Here is a 16,002-nt window from a genome sequence, read left to right as displayed (position 1 = left end):
GGTGGTCGGGGCGGGTGGGGCGGGTGGGGTCGGCCGGGATCGGCCGAGGTCGGCCGGCCGGGGTCAGGAGCTCGTGAGGATCACCAGTCGCTGGGTCGCCCTGGTCATCGCCACATACCGGTCGACCGCGCCCTCGATGCCCTCGCCGAAGTTCTCCGGGTCGACGAGGACGACCAGGTCGAACTCGAGGCCCTTGGACAGTTCCGGCGGGAGGGAACGGATCCGGGGGCTCGGCGGAGTGAAGGCGGGGGCGCCGATGACGCAGGCGACGCCGTCGGGGTGGGTGGCGAGCCAGGTGTCGAGGGTCGGGGTCAGGTCCGCGGTGGAGCCGTGGGTGACGGGGACGCCGGTGGAGCGGATGGAGGTGGGCACGTTGGCGTCGGGGAGGGCGGCGCGGATGACCGGCTCGGCCTCCTTCATGATCTCTTCCGGGGTGCGGTAGTTGACGCTCAGGGAGGCCAGGGTGACGCGGTCGAGACCGATCCGTTCGAGCCGTTCCTGCCAGGTCTCCGTGAAGCCGTGCCGGGCCTGGGCGCGGTCGCCGACGATGGTGAAGCTCCGGGACGGGCAGCGCAGCAGCAGCATCTGCCACTCCGCGTCGGTCAGTTCCTGCGCCTCGTCGACGACGACGTGCGCGAACGGACCGGCGAGCAGGTCGGGGTCGGCGGTGTGCAGCGCGGACTCGTCCACCAGGGCGTGCTGGAAGTCCTCGCCGCGCAGCATCGACACCAGGCCCATGCCGTACTCGTCGTCGGCGACCGCGCTCAGGTTCTCGACGACCGTGGCCATCTGCTCGCGTTGGGCGGCCACGGAGGCCTCGTGCCGGCGCTTGCGCAGCGAGGCCCCCGGGTCGCCGAGCCGCTGCCGTGCCGCGTCCAGGAGCGGAAGGTCGGACACCGTCCAGGCCTGGCCGTCCGCGCGTTGGAGTTTTCGTACGTCGTCGCGGTCGAGCCAGGGAGCGCACATCCGCAGGTAGGCGGGGACGGTCCACAGGTCGGAGACGAGGTCGGCGGCTTCGAGGAGCGGCCACGCGCGGTTGAACGCGGTGAGCAATTCCCTGTTCTGCCGAAGCGACTTGCGCAGCAGGTTCTCCGGGGCGTCGCCGTCGTGCTTGTCCACCAGGGTGGTGAGCAGGGCCTGCCAGACCTGGTCGCGGGCGTCGTTGTGCGGTGCGCCTTCCGCCGCTTCGAACGCGTCGGTCCAGTCGTCGGCGCTCAGCGGGATGTCGGACCAGTGGGTGGTGACGGTCATGCCCTCGGTGGGCGGTTCCTCGTAGAACCTGACGGCCTTCTCGATGGCCCGCACCAGGTCCGCGGACGACTTCAGGCGGGCCACCTCCGGATCGCTCTCGACGCCGGCCGTGGCTCCCTCGGCCACGAAGTCCCGCAGCACGCAGGTCTGCACGCCCTCCTCGCCGAGGCTCGGCAGGACGTCGGAGACGTAGGCGAGGTAGGGCCGGTGCGGGCCGACGAAGAGGACGCCGCCGCGGCGGTGACCGAGGCGCGGGTCGGAGTGCAGGAGGTAGGCGGAGCGGTGCAGGGCGACGACGGTCTTGCCGGTGCCCGGGCCGCCGTCGACGACGAGCGCGCCACGGGATCCGGCGCGGATGATGGCGTCCTGGTCGGCCTGGATGGTGCCGAGGACGTCCCGCATCCGTTCCGAACGGTCGCTGCCCAGACCGGCGATGAAGGCTGACTGGTCGTCAAGTGAGGCGTGGTGGCCGGCGAACCCGTCCGGGGCGAACACCTCGTCCCAGTAGTCGCCGATCCGCCCGTCGGCCCAGCGGTACCTGCGGCGGCTCGCCAGTCCCATCGGGTTGGCGTGGGTGGCGCCGAAGAACGGCTCGGCCACCGGGGAACGCCAGTCGACCAGCAGCCGGCGGCCCGTGCTGTCGGTGAGGCCGAGCCGTCCGACGTACACCGGCTCGGGGTCGTCCGCGCCGACCATGTGCCCGAGACACAGGTCCAGGCCGAAGCGGCGCAGGGTGCGCAGCCGGGCGCTCAGCCGGTGGACCTCCGTGTCCCGGTCCATCGCCTCCTGGCCGATACCGCCGGGCGCCCTGCGGGTGACGTCGAGGGTCGCGGACAGTTCGGCGATCGTCTGCTCCAGGCACTCCGCGATGGCCGCAAAGTGCCGCTCGTCGGCGGCGATCAGTGTCGGGTCGGCCTTGGCGGACAGGCGCTCGGGGAGCGCGAACACGCCGGTGGGCTGGGGGCTCACGGCAGCAGCTCCGATGCGGGGTCGGCGGTGACGAGGTCGACGGGCGCCTTCGCGGCCGCCTGGGCGCGCACCGGCGCCCCGGTCGGCAGTGAACCGTACACGGACAGAACAACATGCATGTATCAAATACCCCATTTACGGCAGCTTCTGGCCTCGGCCGGTAATTCTGCGCCAGGACGGGGGCCTTGCCGCAAGCCCCCTGGTGCGCTATAGGTTGAGAGTGGCAAGGAGTGGGGTGACCTCCTTGCCTTTCCCTTTGCCCCGGCGGCCCGAGCGGCCCGTCTCAGGCTCGGCGTCAGTCCCAGGCTCAGGCGGCGAGACGCTCGGCGAGCGCCTTCGCCTTGGCCTCCGCGGCCTGGAGGGCCTGCTCACGGGAGGCCTCGAAGAGGGGGATGAACTCCACCAGGGCCGGGTTGTTCGGGGCCATGGTCATCTCGGGGACGATGAAGTCGACTTCGAGAGCGAGAGCGCCCTCGAGGAGCGCCTTCAGGTAGGTCTGGACGAACTCGAAGGACTCGCGCGGGGTGCCGGGGGCGTAGGAGCCGCCGCGGCTGGCGACGACGGTGACCGGGGTGCCCTTGGCGGAGGGGTTCTCGCCGCCGGTGCGGCCGAAGAGGACCACGTTGTCCAGCCAGGCCTTGAGGGTCGAGGGGATCGTGTAGTTGTACATCGGGGCGCCGATGAGGATCGCGTCCGCGCCCTCCAGTTCCTCGATGAGCTCCAGGCGGGCGGCGAAGGCCGCGGCCTGCTCGGGGGTGTGGGTGGCCGGGTCGGCGAAGCCGGCGGTGTGGGCGTCGGCGGTGATGTGCGGCACGGGATCCGTGGCCAGGTCGCGGTATATCACCGTGCCGGCCGGGTGCTGGTCCTGCCATGCCTTGCGGAAGGCGTCCGTCACGGCACGGGAGGCGGAGGCGCCGCCGGGCATGACCGAGGAGTCGATGTGCAGCAAGGTGGCCATGAGGTTCTCCATCGCGGTAATGAGCTGAGAATCGGTACCTAGCTATATCTAACACAGGTACTTACTTTTTTTCACTACCGTACGGCAAAGAGGTACCCTGCACCCATGACGGCCGAGCAGATCCACGACCAGGGAGCATGCAAGCGGGTCGACGACGGGATCACCCGCGTCTTCCAGCTGCTCGGGAAGCGCTGGAACGGCCCGATCCTGTCCGTACTCATGGAGCGGCCGACCTACTTCTCCGAGCTGCGGCGGGCCATCCCCGGCCTCAGCGAGCGCATGCTCGCCGACCGACTGGTCGAGCTGGGCGCGGCCGGTCTCGTGCTCCGCGAGGTGGACGAGGGTCCCCCGCTGCGGGTCTCCTACCGGCTGACCACGGCGGGCACCGCACTGGAACCCGCCCTCAGGGAGCTCGCCGCCTGGGCGAGAGGCCATCTGCCGGACGTGGCCCCCTGCGTGAGCGAGGACCATTAGCACCGAAGACCCTCCGGAAAGTCTTCGAAACATTCGGAGTCCGATCCGGAATTCTGATCTACAGCCCTCCGCGATCTTCCGAAAGATTTCGCCGGTTTCCTCAGGTGGGAGGGCTGTCGAAGCATTCGAAACATCTGCCGAAACTGTTGACGTTTGACAGGGGCAGACCAAAGCTGTGAAACATGACTGACACACCCGCACACCCCACGCGTCGCGGCGTCTGCGCGCTGCTGCTGGCCGGCGGGGCCACTCTGGCCCTGCCCGGCACCGCCGAAGCGGCCACGGTCATCACCACCAACCAGACCGGGACCAACAGCGGCTACTACTACTCGTTCTGGACCGACAGCCAGGGCACGGTCTCCATGACCCTGAACTCCGGCGGCAACTACAGCACTTCATGGCGCAACACCGGCAACTTCGTGGCCGGCAAGGGCTGGAGCAACGGCTCGCGCAGGACCGTGAGCTACTCGGGCAGCTTCAACCCGTCCGGCAACGCCTATCTGGCCCTCTACGGCTGGACGTCCAGCCCGCTGGTCGAGTACTACGTCGTCGACAACTGGGGCACCTACCGGCCCACGGGCACGTACAAGGGGACGGTCACCAGCGACGGCGGGACCTACGACATCTACCAGACCACCCGCTACAACGCCCCCTCCGTGGAAGGCACCAAGACCTTCAACCAGTACTGGAGCGTCCGGCAGTCGAAGCGGACCGGCGGCACCATCACCACCGGCAACCACTTCGACGCATGGGCCCGGGCCGGCATGCCGATGGGCAGCTTCAAGTACTACATGATCCTCGCCACCGAGGGTTACCAGAGCAGCGGCAGCTCGAACATCACGGTGGCGTGATGAGGGCCCGGGCGCACTTCCCGCTGCTGGCCGCCGCCGCGCTGGCCGCCGCCGGTACCCTCACCGTCCCCGTCGCCGCGCAGGCCGCCCCCGCGCAGGCCGCCGCCTGCTCCGGATACGTCGGACTCACCTTCGACGACGGCCCCGGAAGCGGCACCACCACCCTGCTCAACTCCCTGAAGCAGTACGGCCTCAGGGCCACCATGTTCAACACCGGCCAGAACGCGGCCGCCAACCCGGCGCTCGTCAGGGCCCAGGTCAGCGCCGGTATGTGGGTCGGCAACCACAGCTACACCCACCCGCATCTGACCCAGCAGAGCCAGGCCACGATCGACTCGGAGATCTCCCGCACCCAGCAGGCGATCGCGAACGCGGGCGGCGGTACGCCGAGACTGTTCCGGCCGCCGTACGGCGAGACCAACGCGACCGTGAAGGCCGTCGAGGCCAAGTACGGGCTGACCGAGGTCATCTGGCAGGTCGACTCGCAGGACTGGAACAACGCCAGTACCGACGCGATCGTCGCGGCGGCCGGGCGGCTCACGAACGGCCAGGTCATCCTCATGCACGACTGGCCGGCCAACACCCGCGCGGCGATCCCCCGGATCGCGCAGACCCTGGCCGCCAAGGGCCTGTGCGCCGGCATGATCTCGCCCCAGACCGGGCGGGCCGTGGCTCCGGGCTGACACGAGGGCCTACCCCCGCAGCCACAGGGGCATCACCGAACAGCAGGACGGCAATCCGGCCTCGGCGCGGCGGCCCTGTCCATGGGCCGCCGCGCCGAGCACGGTGCGGGCCGCCGCCAGCAACTCGTCGTCCGCGACCGCCCCGGAACCCGTCAGCAGGTCAGCCAGCCGCTCTCCCCACACGTCGGGATCGGCCGCGAAGGAGTCGAGTACCCGCACGCCGTAACCGCCGTCCTCCCGGCCCGCCAGTCTCCCTCGTACGGCATCCCGAAGCCCTGCCGTCTCCAACGCCAACGCGGCGGCCAGCAGCTCCACTTCGTCCATCCTGCACTCCTTCACAGCGGTCGTCGGTCGCTTCTGCAACCATGACCGGGAGCGTTGCAGTGCCGATGAAGTTCCGATGATGTGCGGAAGCGGAGGACTGAGGGTGGACGGCGGTTTACCGGGGCGGCTGCGGATCGCGGTGCTCGGTCCGGTGCTGGCATGGCGGAGCGGCGAGGCCCTGGACCTGGGGCCGGTGCGCCGGCAGTCCGTGCTGGCCGCGCTGGTGCTGAGGCAAGGGGCCCTGATCAGCCACGACCAGCTGCTGGACGGGGTGTGGGGGTCCGAGCCGCCCGCCTCCAAGGTGCTGCCCACCCACGTCAACTCCCTGCGCAGGGCGCTCGATCCGCCCGGTACCCGGCACACCGAGTCGGTGATCCGCAGCGGCAAGGGCTGGTACCGCTTCGTCGTCGACGGCGTCCACTTGGACACGGCGGACCTGACCGAGCGGGGCGAGGAGGCCCTGCGGACCAAGGGGACAGGTCAACTCGCCCTTGCCGAGGAGCAGTTGACCGGGGCACTCGCCCTGTTTCGAGGCGAACCGCTCGCCGGTCTTTCGGGCCCCTTCGCGCGGACCGAACGGGACCGGCTGGTCGAGCGACGGCGAGCGCTGAGGCAGGAGCGGCTGGAGTGCCTGGTGCTTCTCGGCCGGTTCCGGGAGGCGCTGGATGACCTCGCCGACGCGTCCGTGGCCGACCTGTACGACGAGTCGCTGCTGGCCCTCAGAATCCGCTCCCTGTACGGCTGCGAACGCCAGGCGGAGGCGCTGAAGGCCTACCAGGAGATGCGCGTACGCCTCCGGGACGAACTGGGCGTCGACCCCGGCGAGGAACTGCGCCGGGTGCATGAGGCGGTGCTGCGGCAGGACGACACCGCCCTGCTGGGCCCACCGGCCCGGCCACGGATCGCCGTACTCAATGAACTCCCGGGGGACGCGGGGCAGTTGATCGGACGGAAGGCGGAGCTGGGGCTGCTGACCGCACCCGCCGCGCCCGGCGCCGTGTCGATCGCGACCGTGGACGGTCCGGCCGGGGTCGGCAAGACCGCACTCGTCGTCCGCGCGGCCCGCGAGCTGAGCGCCGCGCACCCGGACGGCTGCCTGTTCATCGATCTGCGCGCCCACAGCACCCAGCAACGGCAGTCTCCGGAACGGGCGTTGCAGCGTCTGCTGCGCTCCCTCGGCGCGGCCAAGGGGGAGTTGCCCAGCGACCTCGACGAACTCACCGCGGCCTGGCGGGCGGCGACCAGCTCACTCCGCCTGCTGATCGTGGTGGACGACGCCCTCGACGCCGATCAGATACGGCCCCTGCTGCCCTCCGGCGCGGGCAGCCGCGTCCTCGTCGCGGGCCGACGCCGGCTGGCCGGGCTGGACGCGGACGTACGGGTCACGCTGGAGCCGCTGGCGAGCGGGGACGCCGTATCGCTGCTCACCCATCTCATCGGCACCGAGCGCGCGGACCGGGAGCCGGAGGCCGCACGGCAGTTGGCGGTGCTGTGCGACGGGCTGCCGCTGGCCCTGCGGATCGCCGGGTCACGACTGCAGAACCGGCAGTCCTGGACGGTGGAGTACCTGGTGGGCCGGATGGCCGGGGACGAGCGGCGGCGGCTCGGTGAGCTGAGCGTCGGGGACCGCAGTGTCGAGGCCGCGTTCAGTCTGTCGTACGACCAACTCACCGATGAGCAGCAGCGGTTGTTCCGGGCGCTGGGGCTGACGCCGACGGTCGAGTTCGACGTGCTGACACCGGCGGCGATGCTGGGGCGTCCGGCGCGGGAGACCGAGCTGCTCCTGGAGGGCCTGGTGGACACGAGTCTCGTGCAGGAGCCGCGGCCGGGGCGGTACCGGCTGCACGACCTGGTGCGGGTGCATGCCCGGCGGGTGGCGGAGGCCCGGCCGGAGGAGGCGGTGGCCGCGCGGCGGGCGGCGCTGCGGTTGTTCCTGGACGCGGCGAGGACGGCCAGTGACTGGGGCGCGGTGGCGTTCCCGACCGGGCCCCGACCGGTGGAGGGGACCTTCGGCGACTGGCGGGAGGCCGAGACCTGGCTGGACACGGCCGGGGGCGAACTGCCGGACGTCGTCGCGTACGCCGTGGCCTCCGGGGAGATCGACCACGCCTGCTGGATCGCCCACGCGCTGTGCGACTACTTCGTACGGCAGGGCCGGTACCACGAGTCCCAGACGGCCCTGGAGACCGCGTTCGCGCGCGTGGACGAGGCCGACGACGAGCACATGACCACCGGGCTGCGGGGCTCCCTGGCCTACACCAGCGTCTACCAGCACCGGTACCACCAGGCGCGCGCCCTGTTCACCGAGGGGCTGCGCCTCAGCCGGGACCACGGCCGCCGGGTCGACGAGGCCCACGCTCTCACCGGACTCGGATCCGTCGCCCTGAGCGTGGGCGAGACCGAGCAGGCGATCTCCCACGCCACCGAGGGGGTGGCCCTGTCCCGGCAACTGGGCGACGACTGGGCCGCCGCGATGGGCCGTCTCGTCCAGGGCCGCGCCCACCAGATCGCGGGACGGGACGAGGAGGCGCTGGCCTGCTTCGCCGCCGCCTGCACCCACGCCGAGGCGGGCGGTCGGCAGCATGTGCTCGGCCGGGTGCTGAGCCTCGCCGCCGACGCCCACCTCCGCCTCGGCCGGCACGGCGAGGCGCGGCACCTCCTGCGGCAGGCGGTCCAGCTGAGCGGGCAGTGCGGGGACGTCTTCTTCTGTGCGCGCAGCCTGACCCGGCTGGGCACGGTGGAACAGGGCGAGGGAGACCCGCGAGCAGCACTGGTCCTCCACCGACTGGCCCTGCAGCAGCACGGGTCGCTGTCCCGCGTCACCGAACCCGCCTACGACTGGCTGGAGATGGACATCCGCACCCGCCTCGCCCACGCCCTGCTGGCGACGGGGTCGGTCCGGGAGTCGCGCGGTCAGTTCCAGCGGGTCCTCGACGTGTACGAGGCCCGGAGGCGCCGTAAGGCTCAGGGCTTGCGGGCCACTCCGCAATAGGCGTCCACTCAGGCGTGGGGCGACCTCGTAGTGGTCCTTGCCGCCGGGAAAGCAGTTCCAGAAGCGGGCGGAATGCGGCTTGCACGTGTCGATCCGGGTGTGCGGCCCGGCAGATCTCTCCCGTTCGGCTGCGAATGCTCCGATTCCCCCCGCGCGGCGCGGTGTTACCGCAATCATGTGCGGCAGACGGGACGACCACGTCGTTCCCTGAATGCCATCGGCCTGTCAACACACAAGCTCTGAACATTTCTTGACGCATATTCAACGCATTACCCGGAGGAAACCACCGTCATGGCCACACCCCTGTCCGCCGCGAAGATGCTCACCGCGCTGAAGGCCGAAGGCCTCGCCGTGCACGAGCACTCCGGCTGGAAGACCCACAACCGCGAGTCGGCGACCGGGAAGTCCTTCGGTCCCGTCATCGGGGTGCTGATCCACCACACCGGCGGACACGGCGACAAAGAGCTCTGCTTCAACGGCAGATCCGATCTGCCGGGACCGCTGTGTCACGCGTGGCTCGGAAAGACCGCCGGTCTGTGGATGATCGGAAACGGCCGTACCAACCATGCCGGTCTCTCCGACATCGATGTCCTGAACGCGATCCGCGAGGAGAAGCCGCTCCCCCACGACGACGCGGCCAAGGCCGACGGCAACGACTGTCTGTACGGCCTGGAGATCGAGAACCTCGGCAAGGGCGGCGACCCCTACCCGGACGACCAGTACCGGCAGGCAGTGCTGTGGGCGGCGGCGATCTGCCGGGCGCACGGCTGGAGCGAGAAGTCCGTCGCCGGGCACAAGGAGGTCCAGCCCGGGAAGATCGACCCGAGCTTCGACATGGACGACTTCCGGGACGACGTGAAGAAGCAGCTGGCCGTCACCCCGGGGAAGTCGGAGCCGACGAAGCCCGGGACGACCAAGCCGGGGACGACCAAGCCGGGGTCCACGAAGCCGGGGTCCACGAAGCCCGGGTCGACCAAGCCCGGGTCGACGAAGCCGACCACCCGCCCGGCGGGCAAGGCCCGCGTCGACGTGTCCCGGCTGGTGACGGCCGCGAGGACCGACCCCAAGGCCAAGCAGGGCCACGTCAGCTACATGACCGGCGTGAACCTCACCGAGGCCGCCCTCGTCGAGCTCGGCTACCTCGCCAAGACCTACGCGGGCGACGGCTCCTTCGGTACGAAGACGATCGCCGCCTACGCCAAGTGGCAGCGCCACCTGGGCTACACCGGCGACGACGCCAACGGGATTCCCGGCAAGATCTCCCTGGCCCAGCTGGGCGCCAAGACCGGACTGTTCACGGTCGTGGGCTGACAACGCGACGGCTGTGGCGTGCCTTGCGATACTGGCTGTATCTCCCGAGCGGTCACGGGCTCCCCTCTACAGGGGGGTCTCCAGAGGTCCACAGGGAGAGGAGGCACGTCATGGCCAAAAGCCTGGTGGTCTGCTGCGACGGCACCTGGAATCTCGCCGACCAGCCCAGCAGGACGAACGTCGCCAAGGTGGCCCTGTCCGTACAGCCACGCTCCGCAGCCGGTACGGAACAGCGGGTGTACTACCACAGCGGCGTGGGCACGCGCCGACGGGAACGTGTCCGGGGCGGGGCCTTCGGCCTGGGCCTGTCACGGAACGTGCTCGACGCGTACCGCTTCCTCGTCGACACCTACGAACCCGGGGACGCGCTCTACCTGTTCGGGTTCAGCCGGGGAGCGTTCACCGCGCGCAGCCTCGCGGGGCTGGTGCGCAACTGCGGCATCCTGCGCCGGGAGCAGGCCTACCGGACGGACGAGGCGTGGGAGCTGTACCGCAGCCGGGCCGACAAGCCGACGAGCACGGCCGCCACCCTGTTCCGCAGGGCGTACGCGCACGAGACGCGGATCCGGTTCGTCGGCGTCTGGGACACGGTTGGCTCACTCGGCATCCCGGTGCCGCCGCCCCGGCTGCTCAAACCGCTCGTCGACTGGTTCAACCACCGCTGGGCCTTCCACGACACCACGCTCAGCAAGGCGGTCGACGGCGCCTTCCAGGCCCTGGCGGTCGACGAACAACGCTCGGCGTTCCCGCCCACGCTGTGGCAACAGCAGGAAGGCGCCGAGGAGCAGGGGCAGGAGCTGCGGCAGGTGTGGTTCGCGGGGGTGCACACCTCCGTCGGAGGGGGCCAGGAGAACTCGGGTCTGTCCGACATCACCCTGCTGTGGATGGTCGAGCAGGCCACCCGGTACGGCCTGGAATTCGACCCACGGGTCCTCAGCGAGGAGGGGCCGGACAGGATGAAGCCGGACCTGAGCGTCGACTTCGCCGTACAGCCGGACCCTCTGGCGCCGTGGAAGCCCTCCCGAACGGGTTTCTACAAGGTCTTCCGGGTCCTGAACCGGCCCATCGGCCAGGAGAGGGACAAGCAGGGCCGGCTCGTCGGCAACGAGTACGTGGCCGACACGGTCCTCACCCGACGCGAGGACGCGCACGATCCCGACTACCACCCGCCGGGTCTGGAGGCGTACATCAGGGCCGTCGGTGAGAACGGAACCCTCGGGAAGGAGCACATCGAGCAGATCTCCCTCCCCGCGGTGTGACTCCCGCAGTTCAGCTTCGCGCTCAACCCGTACAAAATTCTTGTACGGGTGACAAAGGGTGAACGTACGCCTCCCGGTGGGGAGTTCTCCCGCATGAGCAACAGGAGCCGCGGTGCGCGCGGCCGGAAGAACGCGTCGGCCGTGAAGCTGGTCGGGAGTCTCGTCGGCACGTTTCGGAGGGCGGCGGGACTGACCCAGACCGCCCTCGCCGACGCGGCGACCGTGGACGAGGAGACCATCGCCTCCATCGAGCAGGGCAGACGGAACCTGAAGCCGGATCTGGCGGCCCTGCTCGACGAACTCCTCGACACCAAAGGCACGTTGTCGGTCGCGGTGGCGAACATGCCCGAGGTCGACCTGTTCCCGCGGTGGGCCGAGGACTACATCGATCTGGAACGGGAGGCCCTGGCGCTCTCCTGGTACGACAACCAGGTGCTCCCGGGTCTGCTCCAGACCCCGGCCTATGCCCGCGCGGTCTTCCTGAACGACGTACCCGCCCTCTCCGAGGAGGAGATCGAGCAGCGGGTCACGGCGCGGATGGAGCGCCAGGAGATCCTCCAGCGCCGGGAACCTCCCACCATCAGCTTCGTCATCTCCGAGGTGACTCTGATGGACCGCCTCGGGGGTGAGCAGGTGCACGGCGAGCAGTTGGGACGGCTACGGGAATGGGCCGACCTGCCCGGGGTCACGCTTCAGATCATGCCGGTGGGGAGGGCGTTCCACGCCGGGCTCGTGGGGCCCTTCACCGTGATCGAGACCGCCGACCACCAGCGCGTCGCCTATGTCGAGGCCCCACGCCGAGGCTGGCTGATCGCGGACCCGGACGACGTGTCCTATCTGGAACGGAGGTATGCGATGCTGCGGTCACAGGCTCTCAACCCGCAGGAGTCCAAGAGCCTGTTGGACCGTTTGCTAGGAGACACATGAGCACCGCGCTTCAGTGGTTCAAGTCCAGCTACAGCAGTGACCAGGGCGGCCAGTGCCTCGAAGTCGCCGCCACGTGGTTCAAGTCGAGCTACAGCAGCGACCAGGGCGGCGCGTGCCTCGAAGTCGCCACCTCACCCCGCACCGTCCACATCCGCGACTCCAAGCACACCAGCGGCCCGACGCTCACCGTCACCCCCGACACCTGGACGTCGTTCCTCGCGCTTGCCCAGCGCTGAGAGTGTCAATGTCACCGTGATCGACAGGGCTGCCGTCAGGGTCATCGCCGTTGCCGGTGTGGTCAGTTGGGCCGCCGATCCCGCGAGGGCCGCGCCGACCCCCTGCATGGTCAGCATGCCCGCGGAGTGCAACCCCAGGGCGTGACCGGTGAGTTCGTCGGGCGTCACGGACATCAGGCGTTCCTGCTGGACCAGGCCCGCGCCGAAGCCCACGGAGGCGACGATCACGGCCACGGCCGACAGCGCGACCGACGGCCGTAGGACGAAGAGCAGGTACGGGGTGGCCAGCAGCAGGAGCAGCGGAGTGGCCAGGCGGGCGCGCACCGCGGGCGGGACCAGGCGGCCGACCGTGACGTCCCCGACGAACATGCCCAGCGCCCCGCACGCGAACAGCGCCCCGGCGGCCGAGGGGTCGTAGGAGACGTAGAGGGACTCGCAGCCGACGACGAGGCCGTTGGGGACCCACAGGCCCAGGTAGGTCAGGCGGCGGGGCCGGGAGGACCACAGGAGGGCGTTGGTGCGCCAGGTCGCCGCGGGCGAGGGACGGCCGGAGGCGCGCGGCGGGCGGGCCGTGAGGCCCAGCCGGACACCGAGGGCCGACAGCGCGTACAGCGCGGCCGCCAGCAGCAGGCAGGTGCGCGGGGAGACGACCGTCAGCAGGACGCCGCCGGCCGCGAACCCGGTGATCTGCATCAGGCCGGAGAGCATGTTGAACACCGAACGCCCCAGCAGATAGTCGTCCTTGGAGAGGATCTCGTTCAGCAGCCCCCAGCGCACTCCCCCGCCGAGCGAGGCGACCAGGCCCTGTGCGAACAGGACGGCGAAGACCGCCGCGACCGGCAGCCCCGGCAGCGCGAGGACCGCGGTGCCCGCCGCGAAGGCGAGCCCGATGCCGGTGAGCGTCGACCGCGGCGGCAGCCGGTCGGCGCCCGACAGGAGGATGGTGGCGCCGAGCACCTGCGCCAGCTGCGGGCCGAACATGCTCACCGCCGACAGCAGCGGTGAGCCCGTGATCCGGTAGACCAGCGTGCCCAGCGCCAGGCCGCCGATCGTCTGGGCCGCGGTGTGGGCGGCGGAGGCGAGGAAGAAGGGGGTGAACTCCGGGGTGCGGAAGAGTTCTCGGTAACTGCGCATGCCTCGGAGTCTCGAAGCGGACCGCGTCCGCCGGTTATCGTTTCGCGTCCAGGCGAAACATCGGAGATGTCGGAGATACGGTCATGGGCTGGTGGCTGGTCGACGCGGACACCCTCGTGCGCAGCCGGTTCGTGATCTCGCCGTACGCCGAGACCTTCGCGAGCCTGAACCTGCTGGAAGGGGGCGTCGGCGCCCACCCGGGCGAGACGGCCTGGCTCCGCGCCCACCTGCCCGGTTACCGGGCGCTCCTCGCGGCCGACCCGTTGACCGCCCCGCTCGTCCGCGGCGGGCTCGGCCAGGGCTGGATCGCCGACTTCCTCACCCCCACGCCGTACGACGGGGAGAGCTTCGAGGAGTCGCTGGCCCGGGTCCGGGCGACCCCGCCCGACGAGGCCCGGGCCGATCTCCGCCGCTCCTTCGGCGGCCCCCTCCCCGCCGCCCTGGAGGAGCGCGACGACCTGCCCGAGCGGGCGGCCGCGGTCCTCTCCCACGTCTGGGAGGACGCCGTACGGCCGTACTGGGACCGTCGGCGGCGCGTCCTGGAGGCCGACGTGGTCGCGCGGCTCGCTCAGGTGAGCCGGGGCGGCTGGGTCGCCGTACTCGACTCGCTGCGGCCGGGCAGGACCCGGTGGCTGGGGGAGAACCGGCTCCAGGTGAACCTCCAGCAGAATCCGCCGCGGGAGATCACCTCCGGGGCCGAGCTGCTGTTCGTGCCGGTGACGGTGCAGAGGGCGGGGTGGGTGTCCTGGGAGGGGCGGGAGCGGTACGCCATCATGTACCCCTGCACGGGCGTCCTCGCCGAGGACCACGACCGGCGGGCCGTCCCGTCCGGGCTCGGCGCGCTCGTCGGGGCCGCGCGGGCCGGACTGCTGGTGCTGCTCGGTACCCCGATGACCACGACCCAGCTGGTCGCCGTGACCGGACAGGGCCTCGGGTCCGTGGGGCGGCATCTGCGGGTGCTCCTGAACGCCGGGATGGTGGAGCGGCGGCGGACGGGGAAGTCGGTGCTGTACGTGCGGACGGCGGCCGGGGAGGTGCTGGTGGAGGCCTCGGGGGGCGGTGCCGGTGAACGGGAGCCGGAACCGGGAGTTCGCTGAGCGGAGTTAGCATCCGCTCATGACCACAGATGCCAGTTCCTCTCCCCTCGACGTCGAGATCGACGCCCTCACCGGCGGTTCCGCGGACCTCGCCCAGTACGCGGGCAAGGCCGTCCTCATCGTCAACGTCGCCTCCAAGTGCGGGCTGACCCCGCAGTACAACGGCCTGGAGAAGCTCCAGGAGCGGTACGCCGAGCGGGGCTTCACCGTGCTCGGCGTGCCCTGCAACCAGTTCCTCGGGCAGGAGCCCGGCAGCGCCGAGGAGATCGCCGAGTTCTGCTCGGCGACGTACGGCGTGACCTTCCCGCTGACCGAGAAGGTCGAGGTGAACGGCGAGGGCCGGCACGCGCTGTACGAGCGGCTCGTCGATGTCGCGGACGCCGAGGGTCACAGCGGGGACATCCGCTGGAACTTCGAGAAGTTCCTCATCGGCCGGGACGGGACCGTCGTGGCCCGGTTCTCACCGCAGACCGAGCCGGAGTCGGACACCGTCGTCACCGCGGTGGAGAGCGCGCTCGCCTGAGCCCTGGTTGACCTTGCCCCTGGGGCAGGGTCGAGTGTCCTCGTCACCGGGCGGAAGAGCCGTCCGGTGACGGAGGATGCCGGGGTGGGCGAGGAAGAGCTGCTGACGATCGGCGCGTTCGCCGCGCGCTGCCGGCTCTCCGCCAAGGCGCTACGGCTGTACGACCGGCTCGGACTGCTCGCTCCGGCGTACGTCGACGAGGTCAGCGGATACCGCCACTACCGTGCCGGGCAGGTCGAACAGGCCCGGCTCGTGGCCCTGTTGCGCCAACTCGACATGCCGCTCGCGCGGATCGCCGAGGTCGTGGAGGCGGGCGGCGCCGAGGGCGCCGAGCTGCTCGCCGCGTACTGGGCGGACGTGGAGGCACGGCTGGCCCGGCAGCGGACACTCGCCGAGTACCTCCGTGGACGGCTGTCGGGGAGGAGCTCCGAGATGTACGGGAAGTTCGTGGTCGAGACGGTGGACGTGCCCGAGCGGGTGGTGATCACCGAGACCCGGCACACGCTGGCCGACGAGTTGCCCGCCTGGATCGGCGCCTCCCTGGAGCGGCTCGAGCGGGCGGCCCCGGAGTGCGGAGGGGTCTCGGCGCCGCCGTACGTCGTCTACCACTCCGAGGTGTCGATGGAGAGCGACGGCCCCGCGGAGTCCTGTGTGCCGGTCGCGGACGAGGCGGCGGCGCGGGAGTGGGCCGGGCGGCAGGGGCGTACCTGGGAGACGGCGGTGCGGGTGGAGCCCGCGCGGCGGCTGGCGTACACCCGGATCTCCAAGGCGCAGGTGGCGCATCCGCAGATCATCGCCGCGTTCGAGGCGGTGGAGGAGTGGATCGCGGCTCACGGGCTCACCCAGGCGGGGCCGTGCCGGGAGGTGTACTTCGCGGACTGGGAGGCCGCGGGGCCGGACGACCCGGTGTGCGACGTGGCGTTTCCGGTGAGGTGAGACCGGGGCGTTGCGGGCAATGGCCGAGCCCCCTCGGCAAGGACGGCGATCTGGTCGAGAGGGCTCCGCGGTGGTGC

Annotated in this window: 16 protein-coding genes and 1 pseudogene; 11 read left to right on the top strand and 6 right to left on the bottom strand. The window is 70.8% G+C overall.

Features of this window, described 5'->3' with window-relative positions; genetic code table 11:
• Window positions 1-63 precede the first annotated feature (63 nt).
• The 3 genes from helR to ACFYRX_RS31145 form a co-directional block, all read right to left on the bottom strand.
• Window positions 64-2,220: an RNA polymerase recycling motor ATPase HelR gene (gene helR, locus ACFYRX_RS31155; protein ID WP_389106774.1), complete on the bottom strand. Its 2,157-nt coding sequence runs from the start codon at window positions 2,218-2,220 to the stop codon at window positions 64-66.
• A complete protein-coding gene (locus ACFYRX_RS31150; RefSeq protein WP_389106772.1) occupies window positions 2,217-2,339 on the bottom strand; it encodes a hypothetical protein in 123 nt (40 codons plus the stop codon). The genes helR and ACFYRX_RS31150 overlap by 4 nt, the downstream gene beginning before the upstream one ends.
• Before the next feature lie 188 nt (window positions 2,340-2,527).
• Window positions 2,528-3,178 (bottom strand): FMN-dependent NADH-azoreductase, encoded by a 651-nt coding sequence (locus ACFYRX_RS31145; protein ID WP_389106770.1) that lies wholly within the window; start codon window positions 3,176-3,178, stop codon window positions 2,528-2,530.
• A 105-nt stretch (window positions 3,179-3,283) separates the two neighbouring features.
• Here ACFYRX_RS31145 and ACFYRX_RS31140 point away from each other — a divergent pair, with 105 nt between their 5' ends.
• The 3 genes from ACFYRX_RS31140 to ACFYRX_RS31130 all read left to right on the top strand — a co-directional run bounded on the left by ACFYRX_RS31140 (window position 3,284) and on the right by ACFYRX_RS31130 (window position 5,186).
• On the top strand, window positions 3,284-3,652 hold the full coding sequence (locus ACFYRX_RS31140; protein WP_389106767.1) for a winged helix-turn-helix transcriptional regulator: 369 nt from the start codon (window positions 3,284-3,286) through the stop codon (window positions 3,650-3,652).
• A 182-nt stretch (window positions 3,653-3,834) separates the two neighbouring features.
• Window positions 3,835-4,503 (top strand): glycoside hydrolase family 11 protein, encoded by a 669-nt coding sequence (locus ACFYRX_RS31135; RefSeq protein ID WP_389106764.1) that lies wholly within the window; start codon window positions 3,835-3,837, stop codon window positions 4,501-4,503.
• Complete coding sequence (locus tag ACFYRX_RS31130) at window positions 4,503-5,186, top strand: polysaccharide deacetylase family protein (RefSeq protein ID WP_389106761.1); 684 nt, start codon at window positions 4,503-4,505, stop codon at window positions 5,184-5,186. Before ACFYRX_RS31135 ends, ACFYRX_RS31130 begins: the two co-directional genes overlap by 1 nt.
• A gap of 9 nt (window positions 5,187-5,195) precedes the next feature.
• Here ACFYRX_RS31130 and ACFYRX_RS31125 read toward each other — a convergent pair whose 3' ends face one another.
• A complete protein-coding gene (locus tag ACFYRX_RS31125; RefSeq protein WP_389106759.1) occupies window positions 5,196-5,510 on the bottom strand; it encodes a hypothetical protein in 315 nt (104 codons plus the stop codon).
• A 103-nt stretch (window positions 5,511-5,613) separates the two neighbouring features.
• Here ACFYRX_RS31125 and ACFYRX_RS31120 point away from each other — a divergent pair, with 103 nt between their 5' ends.
• Entirely contained in the window at window positions 5,614-8,502 is a 2,889-nt protein-coding gene (locus ACFYRX_RS31120) for a BTAD domain-containing putative transcriptional regulator (protein WP_389106756.1), read from the top strand.
• 21 nt (window positions 8,503-8,523) lie between these two features.
• On the opposite strand, the pseudogene ACFYRX_RS31115 reads toward ACFYRX_RS31120, so the two are convergent.
• Window positions 8,524-8,646: pseudogene (locus ACFYRX_RS31115) on the bottom strand (SAM-dependent methyltransferase); the annotation flags it as partial.
• 147 nt (window positions 8,647-8,793) lie between these two features.
• Here ACFYRX_RS31115 and ACFYRX_RS31110 point away from each other — a divergent pair.
• The 4 genes from ACFYRX_RS31110 (at window position 8,794) to ACFYRX_RS31095 (ending at window position 12,235) form a co-directional block, all read left to right on the top strand.
• Window positions 8,794-9,813, top strand: a complete 1,020-nt coding sequence (locus ACFYRX_RS31110) for an N-acetylmuramoyl-L-alanine amidase (protein ID WP_389106755.1) — start codon at window positions 8,794-8,796, stop codon at window positions 9,811-9,813.
• A 110-nt stretch (window positions 9,814-9,923) separates the two neighbouring features.
• Window positions 9,924-11,072 carry a DUF2235 domain-containing protein gene (locus ACFYRX_RS31105; RefSeq protein WP_389106752.1) on the top strand — a complete coding sequence of 383 codons (1,149 nt, stop codon included), beginning with the start codon at window positions 9,924-9,926 and terminating at the stop codon, window positions 11,070-11,072.
• 93 nt (window positions 11,073-11,165) lie between these two features.
• Window positions 11,166-11,999 carry a Scr1 family TA system antitoxin-like transcriptional regulator gene (locus tag ACFYRX_RS31100; protein ID WP_389106749.1) on the top strand — a complete coding sequence of 278 codons (834 nt, stop codon included), beginning with the start codon at window positions 11,166-11,168 and terminating at the stop codon, window positions 11,997-11,999.
• Window positions 11,996-12,235 carry a DUF397 domain-containing protein gene (locus ACFYRX_RS31095; RefSeq protein ID WP_389106747.1) on the top strand — a complete coding sequence of 80 codons (240 nt, stop codon included), beginning with the start codon at window positions 11,996-11,998 and terminating at the stop codon, window positions 12,233-12,235. The genes ACFYRX_RS31100 and ACFYRX_RS31095 overlap by 4 nt, the downstream gene beginning before the upstream one ends.
• Here ACFYRX_RS31095 and ACFYRX_RS31090 read toward each other — a convergent pair.
• Window positions 12,131-13,369 carry an MFS transporter gene (locus tag ACFYRX_RS31090; protein WP_389106744.1) on the bottom strand — a complete coding sequence of 413 codons (1,239 nt, stop codon included), beginning with the start codon at window positions 13,367-13,369 and terminating at the stop codon, window positions 12,131-12,133. The two genes, ACFYRX_RS31095 and ACFYRX_RS31090, sit on opposite strands and share 105 nt — an antisense overlap.
• Before the next feature lie 83 nt (window positions 13,370-13,452).
• Here ACFYRX_RS31090 and ACFYRX_RS31085 point away from each other — a divergent pair, with 83 nt between their 5' ends.
• From ACFYRX_RS31085 to ACFYRX_RS31075, 3 genes are all read left to right on the top strand, one after another.
• Window positions 13,453-14,466, top strand: a complete 1,014-nt coding sequence (locus ACFYRX_RS31085) for a winged helix-turn-helix domain-containing protein (RefSeq protein ID WP_389106742.1) — start codon at window positions 13,453-13,455, stop codon at window positions 14,464-14,466.
• A gap of 19 nt (window positions 14,467-14,485) precedes the next feature.
• Entirely contained in the window at window positions 14,486-14,989 is a 504-nt protein-coding gene (locus ACFYRX_RS31080) for a glutathione peroxidase (RefSeq protein ID WP_389106739.1), read from the top strand.
• A 66-nt stretch (window positions 14,990-15,055) separates the two neighbouring features.
• Window positions 15,056-15,925: a MerR family transcriptional regulator gene (locus ACFYRX_RS31075; RefSeq protein WP_389106737.1), complete on the top strand. Its 870-nt coding sequence runs from the start codon at window positions 15,056-15,058 to the stop codon at window positions 15,923-15,925.
• Window positions 15,926-16,002 lie beyond the last annotated feature (77 nt).

Origin of the sequence: Streptomyces sp. NPDC005374 (genome assembly GCF_042872225.1) — a bacterium.
Lineage (GTDB): Bacteria > Actinomycetota > Actinomycetes > Streptomycetales > Streptomycetaceae > Streptomyces.
Note: the sequence above shows the minus strand (reverse complement) of the source record. Positions and strands in the feature narration are given on the sequence as shown.